A 24,159-nucleotide genomic window follows, 5' to 3' on the forward strand; every position below is an offset into this window, starting at 1 on the left:
CCCCTCCCACAAGTTATTCATCGTCCGTTCTATCGCTTAACTGACTAGCATTAGGACAAGCCCGCTCACTACATTAATGGGCTAGTAGAAAGTCCAGGACGCGGTCGCTGAACGCCGTGCCCGCTTGAACGTTGGACAGGTGCGCCGCGTAGAACTCGGCGTATTCGGCGCCCTTCACATGGTTCTGAATAAAGTGCCCGCCGGCCGGTGGCGTCACGGCATCTTCAGTGCCGGCAATCACCAGGGTCGGGACATTGATCGAAGCCAGTTGCTCACGAAAATCGGCATCGCGCACCGCCGCGCAGTTCGCCGCATAACCCTCGGGCGAAGTCGCAGCGAGCATATCGGTGATCAGCTTGGCCTGATGCGGGTTGGCCGCGGCGAAATCCGCCGTGAACCAGCGTGCAATGGACGCATCGCGCAAGGCCACCATCGCCGCCGCGCCATCGCGCAGGACCATTTCTATGCGTGGGTTCCAGACCTCGGGCGTGCCGATCTTGGCGGCGGTGTTGCACACCACCAGGCGGTGCAGGCGTTCACCGGCGTGAATGCCCAGCCATTGGCCAATCAACCCGCCCATGGACAGGCCACAGAAATGCGCACGCTGGATATCCAGTGCATCAAGCAACGCGATCACATCATGGCCGAGCTGCTCGATGCTGTACGGCCCCGGCGTCACCAGGGATTGGCCGTGGCCGCGGGTGTCGAAACGCAACACGCGAAAATGCCGGGCAAAGGCCGGGATCTGCAGGTCCCACATATGCAGGTCGGTCCCCAGGGAGTTGGACAGCACCAGCACCGGCGCGTCGGCCGGTCCGTCCAGTTGGTAATGCAGTTCGCCCTCGGCGAGTTGTACAAAAGCCACAGCGTTCTCCTCAGGCGGTCAATGCAAAATGGTCGGCCACTGCGCGGGTCACCCAGGTTTGCGCCTGGCCCAGGTAGTGGGCCGGGTCAAGCAGCCGGTCCAGCTCAGTTGCCGACAACTCGGCGGTGATGCGCGGTTCGTCCGCCAGCACGGCGCGCAGATGGCGCCCCTCGGCGACGGCCCGTTTGCAGCAGTGTTCAAGCAGATGATGCGCAGTCTCACGGCCCAGGCGCTGGGCCAGCACGATGCTGACCGCTTCGGCCAGCACCAGGCCTTGGGTCAGGTCGAGGTTGTGCGCCATGCGCTGCGCATCGACCTCAAGCCCCTCGCTCACCTGCAACGCCTGCTTCAAGGCGCCGGACACCAAGCGACAGATCTCCGGCAAGGTTTCCCATTCGGCGTGCCATAGGCCCAGGCTGCGCTCATGCTCCTGGGGCATGGCACTGAACATCGTCGCGACCAGGCCGGGCACGCGCGTGGCGGCGCTGATCAATACGGCGGCGCCCACAGGGTTGCGCTTGTGGGGCATGGTCGACGAACCGCCCTTGCCTGGCGCCGAGGGCTCGAATACTTCCGCCGCTTCGGTCTGCATCAGCAGGCTGACATCGCGCCCCAGTTTGCCGAGGCTGCCGGCGATCAGGCCAAGGCTGGCGGCGAACTCCACCAAGCGATCACGCTGGGTATGCCAGGGTTGCTCGGGCAAGCTCAACTGCAACTCGTCCGCCAGCGCCTCGGCCACCGGCATGGCCTGTTCGCCCAGCGCCGCGAGCGTGCCGGAAGCACCGCCAAACTGCAGCACCAGCAGGCGCGGCTTCAGTTCGGCAAGACGCTGGCGGCAGCGTGTCACCGCCCCCAGCCATCCGGCGATTTTCATGCCCAGCGTCACCGGCGTCGCATGTTGCAACCAGGTGCGCCCGGCCAGAGGGGTGCTCGCATAACGCTGCGCTTGAGCAGCCAGAACGCCACCCAACTGCGCCAAGTCCGTTTCGATCAACGCCACAGCGCGCCGCAGTTGCAGCACCAGGCCGGTGTCCATCACATCCTGGCTGGTGGCGCCCAGGTGCACATAGCGTTCGGCGCCGGCGTCTTCAGCGGCAATCAACTTGCCCAGCGCCTTGACCAATGGAATCGCCGAATTGCCCGCCGTGGCAATCGCCGCGCCGAGCGCATCGACGTCGTACAGCGACGCCAGGCACGCCTGGGCAATCGGCGCCACGGCGGCCTGTGGAATCAGCCCGACCCGGGCCTCGGCCCGGGCCAGCGCCGCTTCGAAATCCAGCATGCCCTGCAGGCGTCCCTGGTCGCAGAACACCTCGGCCATGCTGTCAGCAGTGAAGTAAGCGTCGAACAGTTGATTGCTCGTGCGCAGTGTCATAACTCATCCCTAGAGATCGTGGTGCAGATACGCCGCCTGTTTCGGCAGGCGCAAGCTGAACAGGAAAGCGATTGCCATCATCGCCGTGACGTACCAATAGAAGCTGTTTTCCAGGCCGATGGATTTGAGGCTCAGCGCGACGAACTCCGCAGAGCCGCCAAAGATCGCGTTGGCCACCGCGTAGGCCAGGCCCACGCCCAAGGCACGCACCTGGGGCGGGAACATCTCCGCTTTGACCAGGCCGCTGATGGAGGTGTAGAAGCTCACGATCGCCAAGGCCAGGGTGATCAGCACGAATGCCAGGAACGGGCTGCTGACGGTTTTCAAAGTGAGCAGGATCGGCACGGTAAACAGGGTGCCAAGGCCGGCGAACCAGAGCATCGAGTTACGTCGGCCGATCTTGTCCGCCAACATGCCGAATACCGGCTGCATGCACATATACAAAAACAGCGCACCGGTCATGATGTAGCTCGACGTCTTGGCATGCATGCCGACGGTGTTTACCAGGTACTTCTGCATGTAAGTGGTGAAGGTATAGAAAATCAGTGAGCCGCCGGCGGTGTAGCCCAGCACCGTGATAAACGCGGCTTTGTGGTCGCGGAACAACGCGGCAATGCTGCCGGCGTCTTTGTCTTCGCGCATTTCCTTGCTGGTGGTTTCTTTCAACGAGCGGCGCAGCAGCAGCGAAATCACCGCCGCGACGGCGCCGATCACGAATGGAATCCGCCAACCCCAGGCCCGCAGTTCCTCTTCAGTGAGGATCTGTTGCAGGATCACCACCACCAGCACGGCCAGCAGTTGCCCGCCGATCAGCGTCACATACTGGAAAGAGGCAAAGAAACCCCGTTGGCCCTTGAGCGCCACTTCACTCATGTAGGTCGCGGTGGTGCCGTACTCGCCGCCCACGGACAGCCCCTGGAACAAGCGCGCCACCAGCAGCAGGATCGGCGCCCAGACGCCAATGGCGTTATAGGTCGGCAAAAAGGCGATGACCAGGGAGCCGGCGCACATCATCAACACCGAGATCATCATCGAGTTTTTACGGCCGTGCTTATCGGCTACCCGACCGAACAGCCAGCCACCAATGGGCCGCATCAGGAACCCGGCGGCGAACACACCGGCGGTGTTGACCAGTTGAACCGTGGGGTTGTCCGACGGAAAAAACGCCGGCGCAAAGTAAATGGCGCAGAAGGCATAGACATAGAAGTCGAACCATTCGACAAGGTTGCCGGAGGAAGCACCGACAATCGCAAAAATCCGTTTGCTGCGTTCTTCTCCGGTGTAGTGACTCGTTGTTGTTGTCATGTTTTTTTACTCAGTGGGAACGGTTATAGCCTAGACATACTTTGCAACAACCATGTTCCGCAAGCAGACTTTTGGAGAAGTAATGCCCGAACCGGCTTCATCCGGAGCAAGCCTCCTCCCACATTTGCAGGTATTCACACATCAAAATGTGGGAGCGGGCTTGCTCGCGAATGGCCTCAAGCCAACTCAATAATCGAAGAACACCGTTTCCTTGTCTGTGCCCTGCAAAATCACATTCCACTGATAGACACCACCGGCATCCTGCCGGGCAATCAAGGTGCTACGACGCTCAGCCGGCACACAGGCCAGCAACGGGTCGTCCCCGTTCAGCGCCTCGCCATCAAAATAAATCCGCGTGAGCAAGTGCTTCACCAACCCACGGGCAAACACCAGGACCACCAGGTGCGGCGCCTGGGTCGTGCCGTTCAGCCCCGGCACTGCACCCGGCTTGATGGTGGTAAAGCGGAAACGCCCTTCGGCATCCACCGGCACCCGGCCGAAACCTTCGAAGTTCGGGTCGACGGCCTTGTCCTGCTCATCTTCCGGGTGGTCATATTTACCGGCAGCATTGGCTTGCCACACTTCAAGCATGGCGTCGTTGACGACATTACCCTTGCCATCCACCACCTGCCCACTGATCGCCACACGTTCGCCGAGGGTGGCCGGCACGGTCAGGTCTTCACGGTTCAGCCAGGTCAGGCCAATGTGGTAATACGGCCCGACGGTGTGGGACGTAGTCGCGTTGAGTGTCATCTCATTTCTCCATCGGCGTGGCGTCGCGGCCGCGCAAGACGATGTCCCAGCGATAGCCGAGGGCATAGGAAGGAATGGTTTTTTCCAGGTCGAAACGGGCGATCAGGCGCTGCTTGGCCGAGGTGTCCGGTACGCAGTTGTAGATCGGGTCATATTCGAGCAATGGGTCGCCGGGGAAATACATCTGCGTGACCAGCCGCGTCAGCACGCTCGGGCCGAACAGCGAGAAGTGGATATGCGCCGGCCGCCACGCGTTGTGGTGGTTGCCCCACGGGTAGGCGCCGGGCTTGATGGTCTGGAACTGATACCAGCCGTCGGCGTCGGTGACGGTGCGGCCGGTTCCGGTGAAATTCGGGTCCAGCGGCGCGTCGTGCAGGTCGTTCTTGTGGTTGTAGCGCCCGGCGGCGTTGGCCTGCCAGATCTCCACAAGAATACCGGGCACCGGCGAGCCGTTTTCGTCCAGCACACGGCCATGAATGATGATGCGTTCGCCCTGGGGGTCGCCTTCATGCTGTGCGGTGAGGTCGTTGTCCTTCGGGTTGACCCGCTCGGCACCGATGGTCGGGCCGGTAATTTCCGACAACGAATGGGGCAGGAACACCAACGGCTTGGACGGCGAACGCAGGTTCGTCGACTGGTAGGCCGGGTGCAGGTAATCCGGTTGAGTACCCGCTTGCGGGCGCCGGTATCCGGGCTTGTCACTCATGGAGCAATCCTCTCTTATTTAGATGCGTTCAATCGCCAGGGCCAAGCCCTGGCCGACGCCCACACACATGGTCGCCAGGCCTTTGCGCCTACCGGTCTTTTCAAGCTGATGCAGTGCGGTCAGCACCAAACGCGCACCACTCATGCCCAGCGGGTGGCCCAGGGCAATGGCGCCGCCGTTCGGGTTGACCTGCGGCGCGTCGTCGGCCAGACCCAACTCGCGCAGCACCGCCAAACCCTGGCTGGCGAAGGCTTCATTGAGCTCGATCACATCAAAATCGGTGACCGCCAGGCCCAGCCGCTCCACCAGTTTGCGTACTGCCGGCACCGGTCCAATCCCCATCACACGCGGTGCGACACCGGCGCTGGCCATGCCCAGTACCCGTGCACGGGCGGTCAAACCGTGTTTCTTTACGGCTTCGGCGCAAGCGAGGATCAGCGCTGCCGCACCATCGTTCACACCCGAGGCATTGCCGGCGGTGACAGTCTTGTCGGGGCCGTTGACCGGCTTGAGTTTGCTCAGGGCTTCCAGGGTGGTGTCAGCCCGTGGATGTTCATCTTGCTCGACGACGGTCTCGCCTTTCTTATGGGCAACGCGTACCGGCACGATTTCCTCGGCGAAGAACCCGGCGGCTTGTGCGGCAGCAGTCCGTTGCTGGCTGCGCAGGGCGAAGGCATCCTGGTCGGCGCGGGACACCTTGTAGTCGTCGGCGACGTTATCGGCGGTCTGCGGCATGGCATCCACACCGTACTGCGCTTTCATCAACGGGTTGATAAAGCGCCAGCCGATGGTGGTGTCTTCCAGTTTCATGTTGCGCGAAAACGCCGCGTCAGCCTTCCCCATCACGAACGGTGCACGGGACATCGACTCAACGCCACCGGCGATTGCCAACTCCATTTCGCCACTGGCGATGGCGCGGAAAGCGGTGCCGATTGCATCCATGCCCGAGGCGCACAGGCGATTGAGGGTCACACCGGGAACGCTTGCAGGCAGGCCCGCCAGCAACAGCGCCATACGGGCGACGTTGCGGTTGTCTTCACCGGCCTGGTTGGCGCAGCCGAGGAACACTTCATCCACAGCATTCCAGTCCACCGATGGGTTGCGCTCGATCAAGGCCTTGATCGGCAGCGCCGCCAAGTCATCGGCACGCACGGTGGACAGGCCACCGCCAAAACGGCCAATGGGCGTACGAATAGCGTCACAGATAAACACATCGCGCATCAGGCTTCTCCGGGGGCTTGGCCATGGGCGGCGGCAGTACGGGCTTCAAGGTCACGCAGAGCGGTCAGCTCCAGATCGGTCGGTTCGGCCGTGGTGTCGACCTGCTCGGCAAAACGGACGGCCCAACCGGTAGCGGCGATGACTTGCTCACGGGTCACCCCAGGGTGCAGCGCGGTGACCACGAACTCATGGGTGCCCTCTTCCGGCTCCATGATGCACAGGTCAGTAATAATGCCTACCGGCCCCGCGCCCGGCAGGCCCAGGCGTTTACGCGAGTCACCGCCTTCGCCATGACCGACCGAAGTGATGAAGTCCAACTTGTCGACAAACGAACGCGCCGACTGCTTGAGGATGATCAACACGCTCTTGGCGGAACCGGCGATCTCCGGCGCACCGCCGGCACCGGGCAGGCGCACTTTAGGCTGGTGGTAGTCACCGACCACGGTCGTGTTGATGTTGCCGAAGCGGTCGACCTGGGCGGCGCCGAGAAAGCCGACGTCAATGCGCCCGCCTTGCAGCCAGTAACGGAAGATCTCACCGGTCGGGACCACGGTGTCGGCGGTTTCCGCCAGCTCGCCGTCACCGATGGACAGCGGCAATACCGATGGCTTGGCGCCAATCGGGCCGGATTCGTAGATCAGCACCACATCCGGCGACGAGGTCAGTCGCGCCAGGTTGGCGGCCTTGGACGGCAGGCCGATGCCAACGAAGCATACGGAGCCGTTCTTGAGGCGGCGCGCAGCGGCGACGGTCATCATTTCATTGGTCGAGTAAGCCATTACTTGGCCTCCTGCGCGGTGGCCAGCTTGGCCTGGAATTCAGTGAAGTCGGCGGTACCGCGGATGTATTCATCAATCCATGCGGTAAAGGTCCCACGGTCACGGGCGATTGGGTCCCACGCTTGGTAGAAGCGGTTATCACGCTCGTTGTAGCCATGAGCGTAGGACGGGTGCGCACCACCGGGTACATGGCACACCGCAGTCAGGGCCCAGGTCGGCAGGACGCAGCTGTTCATCGGCGCATTCAGGTCATCGACGATTTCTTCGACGGTGACGATGCAGCGCTTGGCTGCCAGTGCCGCTTCCTTCTGCACCCCCAAAATTCCCCACAGCAGCACGTTGCCCTTGCGGTCGGCCTTTTGCGCATGGATCACGGTGACGTCCGGACGCACCGACGGCACCGCCGCCAGCACTTCGCCGGTGAACGGGCAAGTCACGGACTTGATCAGCGGGTTGACCTTGGGCAGGTCGGAACCTGCGTAGGCGCGCAGCACCGCGAACGGCAGGCCGGATGCGCCGGCGACGTAGGCATTGGCCAGGTCGGCGTGACTGTGTTCTTCAATTTCCAACGGTTGTGGCCATTGCTTCTCGACAGCGTCGCGCAGCCGGTGCAGGGAGCCCACGCCCGGGTTGCCGCCCCAGGAGAAAATCAGCTTGCGGGCGCAACCGGCACCGATCAACTGGTCGTAGATCAGGTCAGGCGTCATACGCACCAGCGTCAGGTCTTTCTTGCCCTGACGAATGATTTCATGACCCGCTGCCGTAGGGATCAGATGGGTGAAGCCTTCCAGAGCGACGGTGTCGCCGTCGTTCACAAATTGCTTCACCGCGTCACGCAGCGCGAGAATTTCAGCCATGGGGTTGGAGCTCCCGATATGGATCGAAAAAGGCGCTGAGGTGGCGCCGAAGTGCTTGAAGATTAAGCCGGGAAAATCGCCCAAACAATCCGATAATCGACTCAGCGTTCGATTATCGAACCGATTGTTGCCTAGCTAATCGTTTGCCAATCGCAGGCAAAGTGGCAGGGGCTCAAGTCGCGTCGGCGTGGCTGACCATGCCTTTGATCACGACAGCCGTGGTGGCCAACGCCGCCGGAATCACCAGGGCGGTCAGTACCTGCTCGAAGTTCCAGCCCAGGCCGAGCAAGGTGGCGCCCATCCATGCGCCAAGGATGGCGCCGAAGCGGCCGATGCCGAGCATCCACGACACGCCGGTGGCGCGGCCCTGGGTCGGGTAGAAACGTGCGGCCAGTGACGGCATCGCCGATTGCGCACCGTTGACGCACATCCCGGCGATCAGCACCAAGGTCGCCAGCAGGGTGATATTGCCCAGACTCTGCCCCACTGCGTAGGCAAACACCCCGGCCAACAGATAGAACGTACCGATGACCTTGTGCGGATTGAACCGGTCCATCGCCCAGCCCACACCGACCGCGCTCAGTACGCCGCCAAACTGGAACAACGCGCCGATAAACGCGGCTTGCTCCATGCTGGCGCCGCTGTCACGCATCAGGGTCGGCAGCCAACTGGTCAGCAGGTAAACAATCACCAGCCCCATGAAGTAAGTCAGCCACAGCAGCAACGTGCCGGCGCTGTAGGTGCCGGAGAAAATCACCGCGAACACGTTGCGCGCCTTGACGGTTTTCTGCTCGGGCACACTGAAGCTGGTGGCTTGGGCAACCAGGTCGGGCGCGATGGGTGACAAGGTTTTGCGCACCTTGTCGCTACCGCGATTGCGCACCACCAGATAGCGCGCCGATTCCGGCAGCCATACCCACAGCACCAGCGCCAGGATCAACGGCAGGATACCGCCAATCAGCAGCAGGCTGTGCCAGCCGAAGGCCGGAATCAGCTTGGCCGAAATAAACCCGCCCCCTGCCATGCCCAGGTTGAAGCCACAGAACATACTGGTGACCAGCAACGATTTGTGACGCTCCGGGGTGTATTCGGACAGCAGCGTGGTGGCATTCGGCATGCCCGCCCCCAGGCCCAGCCCGGTGAGGAAGCGCAACACCAGCAACTGATCGACGCTGGTGCTGTAGGCCGAGGCCAGGCTGAATGCGCCAAACACCAGCACCGCGCCCACCAGCACCACTTTGCGCCCGAAGCGGTCGGCCAACGGACCGGAGCCCAGCGCGCCGAAGACCATGCCGATCAACGCGGCACTCATCACCGGGCCAAGGCTGGCGCGGTCGATGCCCCAGTCCTGGGACAGCGCAGGCGCGATAAAGCCCATGGCGGCGGTGTCGAGGCCATCGAGGAAGACAATCAGAAAACACAGGATCACCACGCGCCACTGATAGCGAGACAATGGCTGGGCATTGATAAAGGACTGTACGTCCAGGTTGGTGCCGACAGAAGGCTGATTCATTATTGTTATTTCCACACCGATGGGCGGGCCGACGACCTGAGGCCGTGATTATTATTGGGGGCAGCGATAGCGCTGCCGCACATTAATAAGCCTGGGGAAACACCGTCAATTGATCAGGCCGGGATCTGTGCGGTCACCGAACACTTAGGCAAACAACTGCGTGCTCAGCTCGCGGCTGGCGCTGAGCATGCTCGGCAAGAAGCGCTGCTCCAACTCGTTGCGACTGACCCGCCCGGCGTGGGTGCTCACATTCAGCGCGGCCAGCACCTGGCCCGAGGCGTCATACACCGGCACGGCAATCGAACGCAGCCCCTGTTCCAGCTCCTGATCGACGATGCACCAGCCCTGCTGACGTACTTGTTGCAGGCATTCGAGCAAGGCTTGCGGCGTGGTCAGGGTGCGGCTGGTCTTGGTTTGCAGGTCGGCGTGGTCAAGGTAGTCCTTGAGCGAGGAATCATCCAGCGCCGCCAGCAGAATGCGGCCCATGGAAGTGCAATACGCCGGCAGGCGCCCCCCCACCGACAGGTCCACGGAAATCAGGCGCTGGGTGGTGGCCGAACGGGCGATATAAAGAATGTCGTCGCCCTCCAGCGTCGCCATGTTGCACGCTTCGTGGAGCTGCTCGCTCATACGGTCCAGATAGGGCTGGGCCGACACCGCCAGAGGCGTGGAGGACAAATAGGCATGGCCCAGGGTCAAGACTTTGGGCAGCAGCGAATAGGTACGCCCATCCGTGGTGGCGTAGCCGAGTTTGATCAAGGTATGCAGGCAACGGCGCACGGCGGCGCGGGGGATTTCGGTACGGTGACTGATCTGGGCGATCGTCAGGTGGCGCTTGCGCTCCTGGAACGCCTGCACCACGGCCAAGCCTCGCGCCAGGGATGTCATGAAATCCGGATCCCCCGTAAACGCCTGGATACGCTTGGCCGGTGAAGCCACGATCGGCGGCGCGACGGATGCGAAGGAATTGCGCAATTGATCGTTCATTTCGGGGCCCTTTATCTTATTTTCAATCGCCGGGAGGGTTGGCAGCGATTAGCTATTACCAGTCGCACAGACCGATGCACAAGGTCGCCAAGGCAACATTGGGCGATTATCGGACAACCATCCGATAATCGCAATTTGCCGGGTACATCAAGTCTTAACACTGCACAATGAACATGAAAGAAGCGTACTGCGTCGATATTGAGATGAGGGCAGACTTTATGACGCGGGATATCGAAAATTGAGACGCAAACTTGTAACAACCCCCTCACACGGCGTTGAGTTTTTTTAACTTCATGATGATAGTGTTATTCGTGTGCGCCGCTATAATGCAGCGTGTACAGAGGTCAGCCCGGTAACGCTGTCGGGATTGGAGCTCATCAGGCGCAGCGGGTTGTAGGCCGCGCCGGTAATAAAAACAAATAGTCGGTTTAGAGATAACGTTCCCTGGCCTTTGCTTCAAACTTGAACGGTTGCACTGTTCATACTTGGCATAGCCCCGGGACGACTCTCACGCACCGCGTTGCACAACACATACACTCAACTCAATTAGGTAACACTGTGACGAAAGACGAACTGCGCGCGGAACTTGAGCGCCAGGAACAACGTTACAAGGACGTTTACGGCGGGGAAGTCACCACCTACGCCGCCCAACCTGAGCCGGAACGCAAGCCATGGCGCAAACGAGCCAGCCTGCTGGACCAGGCATTCGCCCAGGAAATTCAAAAGATCGAACAGGAGCTCAAAGCCGAAGAGCCATAAGCACTTCGATATGAGCATTGCGGTTTTTGCTGTCTCCGCCGGTCCACCAACGGCGGAGAGCACCTCCCTGTTCCAAACGGTCAGCTTCCTGCTGCTGCCAACGAAATTTCATACAAATGTTTCAAACAGGATGTTTGCCGGTAAAAACCCGTCTCGATCGCCCCGAACTTTATAAATCAAAGACTTGCCAAGCCCCCGAAAACCCTAGGATGAGCGCCCTGCCCGCGGTTTTTTTCAGAGAAGATTGTTACCGATGAGCAGCTAATGCATCGATTACTGAGGTTTTCTGGCATAATCGCGCCCCCTTACGACCGGGTCAGAAAACCTTCATGATCGATTTATTCAGCGGACTGGATGCTTGGGTTCTAGTGAGCCTGTTGCTCGCCCTGGCCTTTGTCCTCGCCTTCGAGTTCATCAATGGCTTTCATGACACCGCTAACGCGGTGGCCACAGTCATCTATACCAAAGCCATGCCGCCACACCTGGCCGTGTTCTTCTCCGGGGTATTCAATTTCCTCGGCGTGTTGCTCGGCGGTGTCGGCGTCGCCTACGCCATCGTGCATTTGCTGCCGGTGGAATTGCTGATCAATGTGAATACCGGCCATGGTTTGGCAATGGTCTTCTCGCTATTGGCCGCGGCAATCACCTGGAACCTGGGCACCTGGTACTTCGGTATCCCCGCCTCCAGCTCCCACACCCTGATCGGCTCGATCCTCGGCGTCGGTCTGGCCAATGCCCTGATCAACGACATCCCCCTGGCTGACGGTGTGAACTGGCAGAAGGCAGTGGATATCGGTGCCTCGCTGGTGTTCTCGCCGATGGCCGGTTTCCTGGTCGCAGCCCTGGTGCTGATCGGCCTGAAATGGTGGCGCCCGCTGTCGAAGATGCACAAGACCCCGGACCAGCGCCGCAAACTCGATGACAAGAAGCATCCGCCGTTCTGGAACCGCCTGGTCCTGGTGATTTCGGCCATGGCCGTAAGCTTCGTGCACGGCTCCAACGACGGTCAGAAAGGTATCGGCCTGATCATGCTGGTGCTGATCGGTATCGTGCCGGCCCAGTTCGTACTCGACCTGGGCAGCACCACTTACCAGATCGAACGCACTCGCGACGCTACTGTGCATCTGAGCCAGTTCTACCAGCGCAACAACGCCACGCTCGGCGAGTTCCTCGCACTGGGCAAAGGCGTGAAGGACGATCTGCCGGGCAAGTTCCAATGCAATCCGCAACAGACCGAGCCGACCATCAACGCCCTGATGGAAACCCTCAAAGGCGTCTCCGACTACCACTCGCTGACCGCCGAGCACCGTATCGAAGTACGCCGTTACCTGCTGTGCCTGGACGATACCGCGAAGAAAGTCGGCAAGCTGCCAGGCCTGGATGCGCGTGAGAAGTCCGACCTGGACAAACTGCGCAAAGACCTGACCGCCACCACCGAATATGCCCCGTTCTGGGTGATCCTGGCCGTTGCACTGGCCTTGGGCCTGGGCACCATGGTCGGTTGGAAGCGCGTGGTGTTGACCATCGGCGAGAAGATCGGCAAACAGGGCATGACCTATGCCCAGGGCATGTCGGCGCAAATCACCACGGCGAGCATGATCGGCCTGGCCAACATCTTCAGCCTGCCGGTTTCGACGACCCACGTATTGTCGTCGGGCGTAGCCGGGACCATGGTGGCCAACAAGAGTGGGCTGCAAGGTGGCACGGTGAAAACGATTCTGATGGCATGGGTGTTGACCCTGCCGGCGACCGTGGCCTTGTCGGCCGGGTTGTTCTGGCTGGCGTCCAAGGCGCTGGGCAGCTGATAACCCAGCGGTGAAAAAGAAGGTGCGACCTCGCTGAGGATCGCGCCTTTTTTTATGCGCGTTCGATTGGCGACATATCTCTTTACCAAGTGAATATGTACACAAACCAACACACAAAAAAAAGGGCGACCGAAGTCGCCCAAAATGCCTTGCGTGCCCATGTAATCCAGAAAGACTTACGGTTCTTTACGCTTGTTAGCGTCTTTCCAGATAAAAATCCCAAACCCTACAAAGAACAACACCATGAGGCTTACAGTCAGCACTCCGGCGAACACCACATTATCGAAAAACATGACCGGCCTCCTGCTCGTGCCCTGTTGCGATAGGGCTAAGTTAAAGGAGAAGGCGCAATGGAAAATTGACGGGGATCAATGTCCCACGCAACTGGGCGTAAAGGAGGGCAATAACTGACCTGCATCAATGGATGCCGGCAGTTTCAACGCTTTTTCGGATTATTCTTCGGTTTTTTCTTAACTTTCGGCTTTTTCCCAAGCAACGGCATTGCCTGTTCGAATGCCTGACGCACTTCATTGAGGCGCTTGTCATTCAGGTCATGGATACGTTTGGCACGTTCGGCATTCAGGTCGATCAGCTTGGGGTCTTCACTCATGGCTTGGCTTACGTCGTGGCGGGAATCGCTCAATAATGCGGCCTCCCTCGCGCCACGGCAAATCAACGAGCGACAAATGGCAGGTCATCGCCCAAAATCGGCATTTCCCCCTGCCCCGGAGACGTATTCAAGTGGCACTGCACAAGGATCTTCCGCCATTGCTGGCCCTGCGCGCGTTCGAGGCGGTGGCGCGGCACTTGAGCTTTATCAAGGCGGCCAACGAGTTGTCGGTGACCCAGAGTGCCCTGAGTCATCAGGTACAAAAACTTGAACAGCATCTGGGCAAACCTCTGTTTATCCGTCGTACCCGTGCGATCGACCTGACTACCGATGGCGAGCATTACTACAACGAAATACGCCCTGCCCTGGACGCTATCGCCGCAGCCACCCGCGTACAACGGGTCGCCCCGCGCCACACCGTGTTACGCATCGGCCTGCTGGCTTCTTTCGCTACCCTGTGGCTGGCCCCACGGCTGGCCGACTTTCTCAACCGCTACCCGCACATTCAGGTGGAATTGCTGCCGTCGATTCAACTGGCCAACGTCGCCGCCGCCGAGGTCGACCTGGCCATCCGCTATGGCAAGGGCGACTGGCCAGATGTGCAAGCCGTGCGCCTGATGGATGAGGCGATCTCACCCGTGTGCAGCCCCGCGTTCAAGGCCAGCCAACTGCAGAAAGGGCCGTTGTTGATGGCCACCTCCCATCGACCGTTCGAATGGACGGATTGGTCCGCGCACTATCAATTGGACCTGGCCGATCACCCGCGTGTCGTGTTGCATGACTACAACATCGTGGTCGAAGCCGCCGTGGCCGGCCAGGGCATCGCCATGGGCCGCCACCGCTTGATCGAGCGCAGGCTCCAGGACGGTAGCCTGGTCGAAGCCTTCGACTGGCCGCCCTATCGCAGCGAAATAGGCTACTGGCTGATCACCCCCCACGCCTCCACCCACGAAGCGGTCAAGTGCTTCAGCCAATGGTTGCAGGAAGCCTGCCGCCACGCATGAGCTTTTTCGATACGTCGAGTGAGATCTACGCGTTTGTCGCCCACTGCCACGCCCGACATGCTGAAGCCTCTTGAACCAGGAGGATTCACCATGAGCGACTCGATCCGCCAACACGTGCACGCCCTTGGCCTGACGCTACCGGCGGCCAGCCAACCAGCGGCCAATTACCTCAGCTACGTTATCAGCGGCAACCAACTGTGGATCTCCGGGCAGATTCCAATGCTCGAGGGCAAACCCGCCTACCTCGGCCGCCTCGGCGAATCCCTCAGCGCCGAAGAGGGCACCCAGGCGGCGCAGTTGGCGGCCTTGGGGCTGCTTGCACAACTGAGCAGCGCCCTCGGCGATGATCTGTCGCGCCTGGCACGCACCCTGCGCGTCGGGGTCTTTATCGCCAGCAGCGGCGACTTCCAGCAGCAGAGCGCGGTCGCCAATGGCGCCTCGAACCTGTTGGTCAACGCCCTCGGCGACAAGGGCCGGCACGTGCGCACCGCCGTGGGCGTATCAAGCTTGCCGGCCGGCGTCGCCGTGGAGGTGGATGCGCTTTTCGAGTTGCAACCATGAGCCCGCTCGAAGTCCAACACCTGCGGGACGAAACACCGGGCTGCCGGTCGGGCATCCTGCATTTCAATCATGCCGGTGCCTCCTTGCCGAGCCAGGCGACCCTCGACGCGATCATCGACCAGTTGCAACGCGAAGCCCGCGACGGCCCCATGGAAGCCGGCGAGCATGGCACGCTGCTGGTGGAAAAAGCTCGCCAAGCGGCCGGGCAATTGCTTAATGCACCGGCCTCTTCAATAGCCTTTGCCAGCAGCGGCTCGACCGCGTGGAGCATGGCGTTTCAAGCCTTGGGCGCTTGGCAGCCTGGCGATCGCATTCTCGTCGGCCGGCAGGAATGGGGGGGCAACCTCGCCAGCATGGACCTGGCCGTGCAAGCGGGTGCGCGGGTGGAGGTCATTCCCTGTGACGAAAGCGGCGCAGTCTGCCCAATCGCCCTGGAATCGATGATCGATGCAAACGTGAAGTTGATCGACCTGACCTGGCTTCCCGCCAATGGCGGTCTTATCAACCCGGCCCAGGCGATAGGCGCTGTGGCCAGGCGCCATGGCATCCTATACTTCATCGACGCAGGCCAAGCGGTCGGCCAGCTACCGGTGGACGTACAGGCGCTGCGCTGCGACGTGCTCAAATCGGCGGGCCGCAAACACCTGCGCGGGCCACGCGGCACGGCGCTGCTCTATATACGACCCGACTTCCTTCAACGTTTGAACCCGGCTCAACGCGACGTGTTTTCAGCCCCCTGGACCGCCAAAGGCTTCGACTTGCGCAACGACGCCCGACGCTTTGAAACCAGTGAGGCGTCCTATGCCTTGTTGGCAGGGTTGGGCAATGCGCTGCAAGAGGCCAACCGACTCGGCGTGGAGCGAACCTGGGAAAGAGTCTTACAGCTCAGCAAGCGAATTCGTGAAGAGTTGCGTGAGATCCCCGGCCTTTCCCTGCACGACTCAGGCACCACCCACTCAGGTCTGATCGCCTTCAACCTCGCCGGCTGGGACGCCTTCGAGCTCAAGCAATGCCTGGGACTCAAACGCATCAATATCGGCGCCAACGGCGTGGCCTATACGCCCTTGGACATGCAGGCTCGCGGCTTGAACAGCATTGCGCGAATCTCGGTCAGCCCGCTCAACAACGATCACGACATCGAGTTGCTGATAGCGGCACTGCGGGCCTTGAGCGATTAGACCTCGACGTCCACCCACAACCCCTGGCGCGGCGCATCTTCGATCAACGGGACGACCGGCACCGTGTTGTCGGCATTGAGCACATCACCTGGAATCGCCAAGTGTTGTTCAGGATCTTCGTCGGCTTCGCGCCGACGTTTTTGTTGCTCTTGCTGGCGGCGCTGTTCTTCGCGCAGCAGAAAGCCCGATTGCTCCGCATCACCCTTTTTCAGGTCGATCGTGCTCTCGTTGGAGCCTGCTTGTACGGGCACCACCGGCGGGATATCCGGCTTCTGGCGCGCCGGGTCGAGCTGCGACGTGACCGGCACAACGCTGACGGGCATCATGGGTGGCAACATAGGCTTTATTCTCCTGATCAACAGGCTGTCGGCGGACCGCCGGGCGACTTGAACGGCCAGTCGCCAAGCTGTGACCCAGTCGACACTCGTGAGTGCCCGCCATCTGTCGATTCAACTGTTGAAGCGCCGCTCAAACAGAGTAGTTTTTGTCAGAATCCTTTGGCTGAGGGCCGTGTTCCGTTAAGATAGTCGGCTTTTTCACGGCGGGAGTCAGGCAGCATGGCGCAGCAGTATCAACCGGGGCAACGCTGGATTAGTGACAGCGAAGCAGAGCTGGGGTTAGGCACCGTTCTGGCACAGGACGGGCGCTTGTTGACCGTGCTCTATCCGGCCACTGGCGACACTCGTCAGTATGCGCTACGGAATGCGCCCCTCACTCGCGTGAGGTTCTCGCCGGGTGACACCATCACCCATTTCGAAGGCTGGAAAATGACCGTGCAGGAAGTCGACGATGCCGACGGCCTGTTGGTCTACCACGGCCTCAATGGGCAGAACGAGCAGGTCACCCTGCCGGAAACCCAACTCTCCAACTTTATCCAGTTCCGCCTGGCCAGCGACCGTCTGTTCGCCGGGCAGATCGACCCGTTGGCCTGGTTCTCGCTGCGTTACCACACCCTGGAACACACCAGCCGTCAATTGCAGTCCTCGCTGTGGGGCCTGGGTGGCGTGCGAGCGCAACCTATTGCTCACCAACTGCATATCGCCCGTGAAGTCGCTGACCGTATCGCGCCACGGGTATTACTCGCGGATGAAGTGGGCCTGGGCAAGACCATCGAAGCCGGCCTGGTGATCCATCGCCAGCTGTTGTCGGGCCGCGCCAACCGCGTGCTGATCCTGGTGCCGGAAAACCTGCAGCACCAGTGGCTGGTAGAGATGCGCCGCCGCTTCAACCTGCAAGTGGCGTTGTTCGACGAAGAACGTTTTATCGAAAGCGATGCCGCCAACCCGTTCGAAGACACCCAGCTTGCGCTGGTCGCACTGGAATGGCTGGTGGACGACGAAAAGGCCCAGGACGCGCTGTTCGCCGCCGGCTGGGACCTGCTGGTGGTCGACGAAGCCCACCACCTGGTGTGGCATGAAGACAAGGTCAGCCCGGAGTACGCGCTGGTCGAACAGTTGGCCGAGGTTATCCCCGGCGTGCTGCTGCTCACCGCCACCCCGGAACAACTGGGCCAGGACAGCCATTTCGCACGCCTGCGCCTGCTGGACCCGAACCGCTTCCACGACTTGCAAGCCTTCCGCGCAGAAAGCGAGAACTATCGCCCGGTGGCCGAAGCCGTGCAGGAGCTGCTGGACAAGGGCCGCCTTTCCCCTGGCGCGCACAAGACCATCCAGGGTTTCCTCGGCAACGAAGGCGAAGCCCTGCTCACCGCCGTCAACGATGGCGACACCGAAGCCAGTGCGCGCCTGGTGCGTGAGCTGCTCGACCGCCACGGCACTGGCCGCGTGCTGTTTCGCAACACCCGCGCCGCCGTACAAGGCTTCCCCGAGCGCAAGTTGCACGCCTACCCGCTGCCGAACCCGGACGAGTACCTGGAGCTGCCGCTGGGCGAACACGCCGAGCTGTACCCGGAAGTCAGCTTCCAGTCGCAGCCGGATATCGAGGAAGACAATCGCTGGTGGCGCTTCGACCCACGGGTCGAGTGGCTGATCGACCAGCTGAAAATGCTCAAGCGCACCAAGGTCCTGGTGATCTGCGCCCACGCCGAAACCGCCATGGACCTGGAAGACGCCCTGCGCGTGCGTTCCGGTATCCCGGCCACGGTATTCCACGAGGGCATGAACATCCTCGAACGTGACCGCGCCGCCGCTTACTTCGCCGATGAAGAGTTCGGCGCCCAGGTGCTGATCTGCTCGGAAATCGGCAGTGAAGGCCGCAACTTCCAGTTCTCCCACCACCTGGTGCTGTTCGACCTGCCGTCCCACCCCGACCTGCTGGAACAGCGGATCGGCCGTCTGGACCGGATCGGCCAGAAACACGTGATCGAACTGCACGTGCCGTACCTGGAAACCAGCCCGCAAGAGCGCCTGTTCCAGTGGTACCACGAAGCACTGAACGCGTTCCTCAACACCTGCCCGACCGGCAACGCCTTGCAGCATCAGTTCGGCCCGCGCCTGCTGCCGCTGCTGGAAAACGCCGATGACGGCGAGTGGCAAGCGCTGATCGACGAGGCCCGCGCCGAGCGCGAGCGCCTGGAAGAAGAGTTGCACACCGGTCGCGACCGTCTGCTGGAGCTCAACTCCGGTGGCGCGGGTGAAGGCGAGGCGCTGGTGGAAGCTATCCTTGAGCAAGACGACCAGTTCGCCCTGCCGATCTACATGGAAACCCTGTTCGACGCGTTCGGCATCGACAGCGAAGACCATTCGGAAAACGCGCTGATCCTCAAGCCCAGCGAAAAAATGCTCGACGCCAGCTTCCCCCTGGGCGACGACGAAGGCGTGACCATCACCTACGACCGTAACCAGGCGCTGTCGCGCGAAGATATGCAGTTCATCACCTGGGAGCACCCGATGGCGCAAGGCGGCATGGACCTGGTGCTGTCCGGTTCCATGGGCAACACCGCCGTGGCGCTGATCAAGAACAAGGCGCTCAAGCCCGGCACCGTATTGCTGGAACTGCTCTATGTCAGCGAAGTGGTTGCGCCACGTGCGCTGCAACTGGGCCGTTACCTGCCGCCGGCCGCCCTGCGCTGCCTGCTGGACGCCAATGGCAACGACCTGTCGAGCCGGGTGTCCTTCGTGACCCTCAACGACCAGTTGGAAAGCGTGCCGCGGGCCAGCGCCAACAAGTTCATCCAGGCCCAGCGCGACCAGTTGACGCCACGCATCAACGCAGGTGAAGAGAAGATCACCCCGCAACATGCCGAGCGCGTGGCCGAGGCCAAGCGTCGCCTGGCGGCGGATACCGAAGAAGAACTGGCACGCCTGACCGCGTTGCAAGCCGTCAACCCGACGGTGCGTGACAGCGAACTGGTTGCCCTGCGCAACCAACGCGAACAAGGCCTGGCCATGCTCGACAAGGCGGCACTGCGGTTGGAAGCGATCCGGGTGCTGGTCGCCGGTTGATCGCGGCTTGAAGGAAAAAACAAGGCCCGCGCAATGCGGGCCTTTTTTCATTCATCTTGCGCGCCTCATCGGGAGCCAGCGCCTTGTTTCAACGTGACGGTGCAGTATTAGACAGTCGCCGCCGAAGCCGGCACCTCCACCGCACTCAAGCCTTCCTTCATCCGCTTGGCATCCCGCACAAAACTGCGTGACGCCTGGAACAGAAACAGCATGGTCAAGAACAGCGCCACCGGGATCAGGTACATGGCGTCATGCAACCCCACCGCTTTATAAGCTTCGGTCATTTGCTCAGCTCCCGCCGCGTACATGGCCGAATGGGCGAAATGGTCCGACAGGCCACCCACCACGATAGGCCCCATGCCCCCTCCCAGCAGGTACAAGCCGGCAAAGAACAGCGCCATCGCCGTCGCCCGCAGGCGCGGTTCGACCACATCCTGGATCGCGGTGTACACGCAGGTGTAGAAGTTATAGGCGAACAGCCAGCCGACACTGAACAGGGCTATAAACACACCGATCTCGATTCGCCCGGCATGCAAGGCCCAGGCGGTGGTCACCGTGGAAATGATCAGGCTGCACGCGGCAAACAACAGACGACCATTGGCGACCCGCTGATGGATCTTGTCGGCAATCCAGCCGCCCAAGGTCAAGCCCACCAGGCCGGTCAGGCCGACGATCACCCCGGTAGCCACGGCCGCCTCCTGCAATGGCATGAGGAAGTAGCGCTGCAGCATGGGCACCAGGAACGAGTTGCAGGCATAGGTGGCGAAGTTGAAACACAGCCCGGCCAGCACCAGCCACAGGAAAGTCGGCACCGCCAGCACGCGACGGATCGGGCGGTCGACGCGCTCCTGGGAGACCTTTACGGTTTCCGCCGCGCCGCGTTCAGGTTCCTTGATATAGAACATGAATATCGCCAGGATCAGCCCCGGCACGGCGGCTATGAAGAACGGTGCGCGCCAGCTGTCAAAAGCCTTGACCATCGCGCCAATGGTGAAAAACGCCAGCACCAGGCCCAATGGCAGGCCCAGCATGAAAATGCCCATGGCCCGTGCCCGGCGGTGCGCTGGAAACAGATCGCCAATCAGCGAGTTGGCCGCCGGCGCGTAGCTGGCTTCGCCAATGCCGATCCCCATGCGTACCAGCAGGAAGCTCCAGAAACTGCCAACCATGCCATTGATCGCGGTGAGCCCGCTCCAGGCAAACAGGCCCCAGCCCATCAGTTTGCTGCGTGAACCGGTATCGGCCATACGCCCCAACGGCAAGCCGGCAATCGCATAGACGATAGTGAAGGCCGTGCCGATGATACCAAGCTGGAAGTCGCTCAGATGCCACTCCATGCGGATCGGCTCGATGATGATCGCGGGAATGGTACGGTCGAAGAAGTTGAACAGGTTGGCCAGGAACAGCAGGAACAGAATGCGCCAGGCATTCGCCGCTTGGGTCGAGTTCTGCATGGGTCCGTCTCTTTTATTGTTATAAGAGCTGCGATGTCCGGTGCATCCTGCTCAGGTACCTGCAACATAGTCAGGCTGGCGGTGGTTGTCTGTAATGATTCGTAAAGCTGATAGGGCATGATTTCGCCCGTCGCAATGGGACTTTGCCTACACAAAATATAAGTGCGCCCCCCTCTTCCCAACGGCTACGGCCCGGATAGAATGGCGAGCCTTCCGAAACACCCTACTTCTACTTTTCTTATCGATGACGCCCATGTCCGAAGCCAGTCCGTGTCTGAATTGCGGTGCCTGCTGTTCATACTTTCGTGTGTCTTTCTTCTGGGGTGAGTGCGCTTCCTCCGGCGGTACGGTACCCGATGACTTGGTGGTACAGATCAACCCCACCCGCGTGGCGATGATCGGTACAGACCAGAAACCCGCACGCTGCTGCAGCCTCGAGGGCGAAGTGGGCAAAGAGACCCGCTGCACGATTTACGAGCAGCGCTCGAGCCCGTGCCGTGAGTTCGACGCATCGTGGAGCCAGGGTGAACACAATGTCGACTGCGATGCCGCACGTGCCGCATTCGGCCTGGCCCCACTGGAAGCACCTGTCGCGCGGGAATTGCCGATCAGCGCTTAGCATCAAACGCTATGGGCACCATGCGAAAAAAGTTCAAAGCAAAGTGCCATTATCCATGATGAATCCCGCGGAGCTTCTATACTCGCCTTCATAGGTCATCGCCTCAGGCTGTGACGTGACTCTATGACGAGGCATGCTATGGAATGGCTTGGGATGCACTTTTTCACCGAGCTTCCAGAAAAAGGGCATTTATTACTCAATTGCAGTCATAACCCCTTTCTGGTGCTGCTGGCTTACCTGGTCGCTTGCGCGGCCGGGTTCGGCACGCTGGATATGGCCGAGCGAGTCGGCCATGTGGAAGACCCCACCGCCCGTAAACACTGGCGCTGGCTGGGTGCCGGGTGCCTGGCGGGCGGCATCTGGTCGACTCACTTCATCAGCATGCTGGCTTTCCAGGCCCCGATCGCTATTCATTACGAATTGATCCTCACGTTCGTCTCTCTGGTGATCGCCCTGATCGCTTCGCTGTTCGCCATGCAAACCCTCAGTCATCCGCACCTGCGGTTCCATCAATACCTCCTGGCGTCGGCCTGGATGGGGCTCGGCATCGCGCTGATGCATTATGTCGGCATGTCGGCCATGCGTTCCCAAGCCGTGATGTACTTCGAATCGGGCTTGCTCATTACGTCGGTGGCGATCGCCATCGGCGCCAGCCTCGCCGCGTTGTTACTGTCCAGCTACCTGCGCACCGGCGCCGGGGTATTTCATCAACTGCTCAAGTACGCCGCCAGCCTGGTGCTGGGCGCCGGCATTCTGAGCATGCACTTCACCGGCATGGCCGCCATGCAGATGGTCGTGCCCACGGGGGCCGACCTGTCGTTAGCGCAGGACCACAACCCGATTCAACTGGGCCTGTCGGTGGCGGTGATTACGCTACTGGTGATCGGCAGCAGCATCAGCGCGGCCTTGGCCGACAAGAAACTGCAGCAAAAGGAGCGCGACCTGCGCCGAGTCAACGCACTGCTCAGTGAGCTGGACCAGGCACGTGCGTCGCTGCAACAAGTCGCACATTTCGACGCACTGACCAGCCTGCTCAACCGCCGTGGGTTCAACCAGATCTTTGCGGAGAAAGTCGCAGAAAAAACCGCCAACAAAGGCATGATGGCGATGATCTTTCTCGATATCGACCACTTCAAGCGAATCAACGACAGCCTGGGACATGACGCCGGCGACCAGCTGCTCAGAGTACTGGCCGGGCACATCAAGAGTTCCGTGCGCAGCCACGAAGATGTGGTCGCGCGCTTTGGTGGCGATGAGTTCTGCATCCTGATCAGCATCCACCACCGCGATGAAGCGCGCCACATGGCCCAACGCATCATGCAGAGGATGAAAGATCCGATCGAGCTGGCCGGTCGACGCATGGTGATGACCACCAGCATCGGCATCAGTGTGTTTCCCGATGACGGCCTGACCTGCGAAGAGCTGCTGAAAACCGCCGACCTGGCGCTGTACCAATCCAAGGACAACGGGCGCAATAACCTGAGCTTCTTCAGCTCCAACCTGAAAACCCGTGCTTTCCTCGAGCTGCAACTGGAAGAAGAGCTACGTACGGCGCTGCGTGCGCGCAACGAATTGGTACTGTTTTACCAGCCGATCTTCGACATGAAGCTCGGCAAGGTCACCCGCCTGGAAGCCCTGGTACGCTGGCAGCATCCGCAACATGGGCTGCTGGCGCCGGACCGTTTTATCGAAATCGCCGAAAGCAACGGGCTGATTGCCGAACTGGATCACTGGGTGCTGCGCCAAGCCTGTCACGACCTGAGCTTGTTGTCCGACCGCGGCTACTCCGGGCTGACCATGGCCGTGAACTGCTCGGCCTTGAACCTGGCCCGAGATGAATTGGCCGATGAAATCGAAGCCGCCCTGCGCTTCGCCGGGGTTGCCGCCAACCGCCTGGAACTGGAGGTCACCGAGAACGCGCTGATGGGCAATATCAGCAGCACCCTGGCGCTGTTGCGGCAGATTCGGGCATTGGGTGTCTCCCTGGCCATCGATGACTTCGGCACCGGCTACTCATCCCTGGCCTACCTCAAGCGCCTGCCATTGAACACCTTGAAGATCGACCGCTCGTTTATCCAGGACATTCCCAAATCCACCGCCGATATCGAGATCGTCCAGGTGATTATCGGCATGGCTCATACCCTGCACCTGCAGGTGGTGACCGAAGGCGTGGAAACCCAGGCGCAGTTCGAGCTGCTGCTCAAGCATGGCTGTGATTTCATTCAAGGCTATTTGCTCAGCCCAGCAGTGCCTGCCAGTGACATCATCGGTGTGATGCAGGGCATCCAGATGCGCAACCCGCTCAACCTGATCAACGGGGAAGGCCATAAGGAGGCCCCGCTGCCGAAGGAACCCACTCCGGAGCGTAATGGCTCCCCCTCTGTCGTAAGGCCAATTCGCTGAC

Annotated in this window: 22 protein-coding genes; 8 read left to right on the plus strand and 14 right to left on the minus strand. The window is 61.0% G+C overall.

Going from position 1 to position 24,159, the window contains the following annotated elements; translation table 11 throughout:
• Positions 1-73: 73 nt before the first annotated feature.
• From pcaD to pcaR, 10 genes are all read right to left on the minus strand, one after another.
• Complete coding sequence (gene pcaD / locus DK870_RS22730) at positions 74-865, minus strand: 3-oxoadipate enol-lactonase (protein ID WP_161549738.1); 792 nt, start codon at positions 863-865, stop codon at positions 74-76.
• Positions 866-875: 10 nt separating this feature from the next.
• Positions 876-2,240: a 3-carboxy-cis,cis-muconate cycloisomerase gene (locus DK870_RS22735; protein ID WP_161549739.1), complete on the minus strand. Its 1,365-nt coding sequence runs from the start codon at positions 2,238-2,240 to the stop codon at positions 876-878.
• 9 nt (positions 2,241-2,249) lie between these two features.
• Positions 2,250-3,545, minus strand: a complete 1,296-nt coding sequence (locus tag DK870_RS22740; protein ID WP_060753780.1) for an MFS family transporter — start codon at positions 3,543-3,545, stop codon at positions 2,250-2,252.
• A gap of 186 nt (positions 3,546-3,731) precedes the next feature.
• Positions 3,732-4,298 (minus strand): protocatechuate 3,4-dioxygenase subunit alpha, encoded by a 567-nt coding sequence (gene pcaG / locus DK870_RS22745; protein WP_060753781.1) that lies wholly within the window; start codon positions 4,296-4,298, stop codon positions 3,732-3,734.
• 1 nt (position 4,299) lies between these two features.
• Positions 4,300-5,004, minus strand: a complete 705-nt coding sequence (gene pcaH / locus DK870_RS22750) for a protocatechuate 3,4-dioxygenase subunit beta (protein WP_060753782.1) — start codon at positions 5,002-5,004, stop codon at positions 4,300-4,302.
• An 18-nt stretch (positions 5,005-5,022) separates the two neighbouring features.
• A complete protein-coding gene (gene pcaF, locus DK870_RS22755) occupies positions 5,023-6,228 on the minus strand; it encodes a 3-oxoadipyl-CoA thiolase (protein WP_178126901.1) in 1,206 nt (401 codons plus the stop codon).
• Positions 6,225-7,004, minus strand: a complete 780-nt coding sequence (locus DK870_RS22760) for a CoA-transferase subunit beta (protein WP_060753784.1) — start codon at positions 7,002-7,004, stop codon at positions 6,225-6,227. Before DK870_RS22760 ends, pcaF begins: the two co-directional genes overlap by 4 nt.
• Complete coding sequence (locus DK870_RS22765; protein WP_060753785.1) at positions 7,004-7,861, minus strand: CoA transferase subunit A; 858 nt, start codon at positions 7,859-7,861, stop codon at positions 7,004-7,006. The genes DK870_RS22760 and DK870_RS22765 overlap by 1 nt, the downstream gene beginning before the upstream one ends.
• 172 nt (positions 7,862-8,033) lie before the next feature.
• Positions 8,034-9,374 (minus strand): MFS transporter, encoded by a 1,341-nt coding sequence (locus DK870_RS22770; RefSeq protein WP_060753786.1) that lies wholly within the window; start codon positions 9,372-9,374, stop codon positions 8,034-8,036.
• Positions 9,375-9,518: 144 nt separating this feature from the next.
• Complete coding sequence (pcaR, locus tag DK870_RS22775; RefSeq protein ID WP_060753787.1) at positions 9,519-10,361, minus strand: pca regulon transcriptional regulator PcaR; 843 nt, start codon at positions 10,359-10,361, stop codon at positions 9,519-9,521.
• A gap of 558 nt (positions 10,362-10,919) precedes the next feature.
• Here pcaR and DK870_RS22780 point away from each other — a divergent pair.
• Both DK870_RS22780 and DK870_RS22785 read left to right on the plus strand, forming a co-directional pair.
• Positions 10,920-11,120, plus strand: a complete 201-nt coding sequence (locus DK870_RS22780) for a hypothetical protein (protein WP_003172389.1) — start codon at positions 10,920-10,922, stop codon at positions 11,118-11,120.
• Between the two features lie 329 nt (positions 11,121-11,449).
• On the plus strand, positions 11,450-12,925 hold the full coding sequence (locus DK870_RS22785; RefSeq protein WP_060753788.1) for an inorganic phosphate transporter: 1,476 nt from the start codon (positions 11,450-11,452) through the stop codon (positions 12,923-12,925).
• Positions 12,926-13,101: 176 nt separating this feature from the next.
• Here DK870_RS22785 and ccoM read toward each other — a convergent pair whose 3' ends face one another.
• Together ccoM and DK870_RS29450 are read right to left on the minus strand one after the other, a co-directional pair.
• Positions 13,102-13,218 carry a cytochrome c oxidase subunit CcoM gene (gene ccoM, locus DK870_RS29865; protein WP_017137226.1) on the minus strand — a complete coding sequence of 39 codons (117 nt, stop codon included), beginning with the start codon at positions 13,216-13,218 and terminating at the stop codon, positions 13,102-13,104.
• Positions 13,219-13,361: 143 nt separating this feature from the next.
• The gene (locus DK870_RS29450) at positions 13,362-13,568 is read right to left on the minus strand and encodes a hypothetical protein (protein WP_143038184.1); all 207 of its coding nucleotides are present in this window, start codon (positions 13,566-13,568) and stop codon (positions 13,362-13,364) included.
• Positions 13,569-13,666: 98 nt separating this feature from the next.
• Here DK870_RS29450 and DK870_RS22790 point away from each other — a divergent pair, with 98 nt between their 5' ends.
• The 3 genes from DK870_RS22790 to DK870_RS22800 all read left to right on the plus strand — a co-directional run bounded on the left by DK870_RS22790 (position 13,667) and on the right by DK870_RS22800 (position 16,278).
• Positions 13,667-14,539 carry a LysR substrate-binding domain-containing protein gene (locus tag DK870_RS22790; protein WP_090366320.1) on the plus strand — a complete coding sequence of 291 codons (873 nt, stop codon included), beginning with the start codon at positions 13,667-13,669 and terminating at the stop codon, positions 14,537-14,539.
• A 90-nt stretch (positions 14,540-14,629) separates the two neighbouring features.
• Positions 14,630-15,100: a RidA family protein gene (locus DK870_RS22795; RefSeq protein ID WP_104995739.1), complete on the plus strand. Its 471-nt coding sequence runs from the start codon at positions 14,630-14,632 to the stop codon at positions 15,098-15,100.
• Entirely contained in the window at positions 15,097-16,278 is a 1,182-nt protein-coding gene (locus DK870_RS22800) for an aminotransferase class V-fold PLP-dependent enzyme (protein ID WP_161549741.1), read from the plus strand. The genes DK870_RS22795 and DK870_RS22800 overlap by 4 nt, the downstream gene beginning before the upstream one ends.
• On the opposite strand, the gene DK870_RS22805 is transcribed toward DK870_RS22800, so the two are convergent.
• A complete protein-coding gene (locus tag DK870_RS22805; RefSeq protein ID WP_161549742.1) occupies positions 16,275-16,616 on the minus strand; it encodes an aspartate-semialdehyde dehydrogenase in 342 nt (113 codons plus the stop codon). The two genes, DK870_RS22800 and DK870_RS22805, sit on opposite strands and share 4 nt — an antisense overlap.
• Positions 16,617-16,835: 219 nt before the next feature.
• On the opposite strand from DK870_RS22805, the gene rapA reads away from it, so the two are divergent.
• Positions 16,836-19,682 carry an RNA polymerase-associated protein RapA gene (gene rapA / locus DK870_RS22810; RefSeq protein WP_161549743.1) on the plus strand — a complete coding sequence of 949 codons (2,847 nt, stop codon included), beginning with the start codon at positions 16,836-16,838 and terminating at the stop codon, positions 19,680-19,682.
• A gap of 107 nt (positions 19,683-19,789) precedes the next feature.
• On the opposite strand, the gene DK870_RS22815 is transcribed toward rapA, so the two are convergent.
• Positions 19,790-21,136 carry an MFS transporter gene (locus DK870_RS22815; protein WP_161549744.1) on the minus strand — a complete coding sequence of 449 codons (1,347 nt, stop codon included), beginning with the start codon at positions 21,134-21,136 and terminating at the stop codon, positions 19,790-19,792.
• A gap of 253 nt (positions 21,137-21,389) precedes the next feature.
• On the opposite strand from DK870_RS22815, the gene DK870_RS22820 reads away from it, so the two are divergent.
• Positions 21,390-21,755, plus strand: coding sequence for a YkgJ family cysteine cluster protein (locus DK870_RS22820; protein ID WP_060753795.1), 366 nt, complete (start codon positions 21,390-21,392; stop codon positions 21,753-21,755).
• Positions 21,756-21,893: 138 nt separating this feature from the next.
• Positions 21,894-24,158 carry a bifunctional diguanylate cyclase/phosphodiesterase gene (locus DK870_RS22825; RefSeq protein WP_161549745.1) on the plus strand — a complete coding sequence of 755 codons (2,265 nt, stop codon included), beginning with the start codon at positions 21,894-21,896 and terminating at the stop codon, positions 24,156-24,158.
• Position 24,159 lies beyond the last annotated feature (1 nt).

The sequence above is a fragment of the Pseudomonas sp. Q1 genome (assembly GCF_009935975.1).
Lineage (GTDB): Bacteria > Pseudomonadota > Gammaproteobacteria > Pseudomonadales > Pseudomonadaceae > Aquipseudomonas > Aquipseudomonas palleroniana.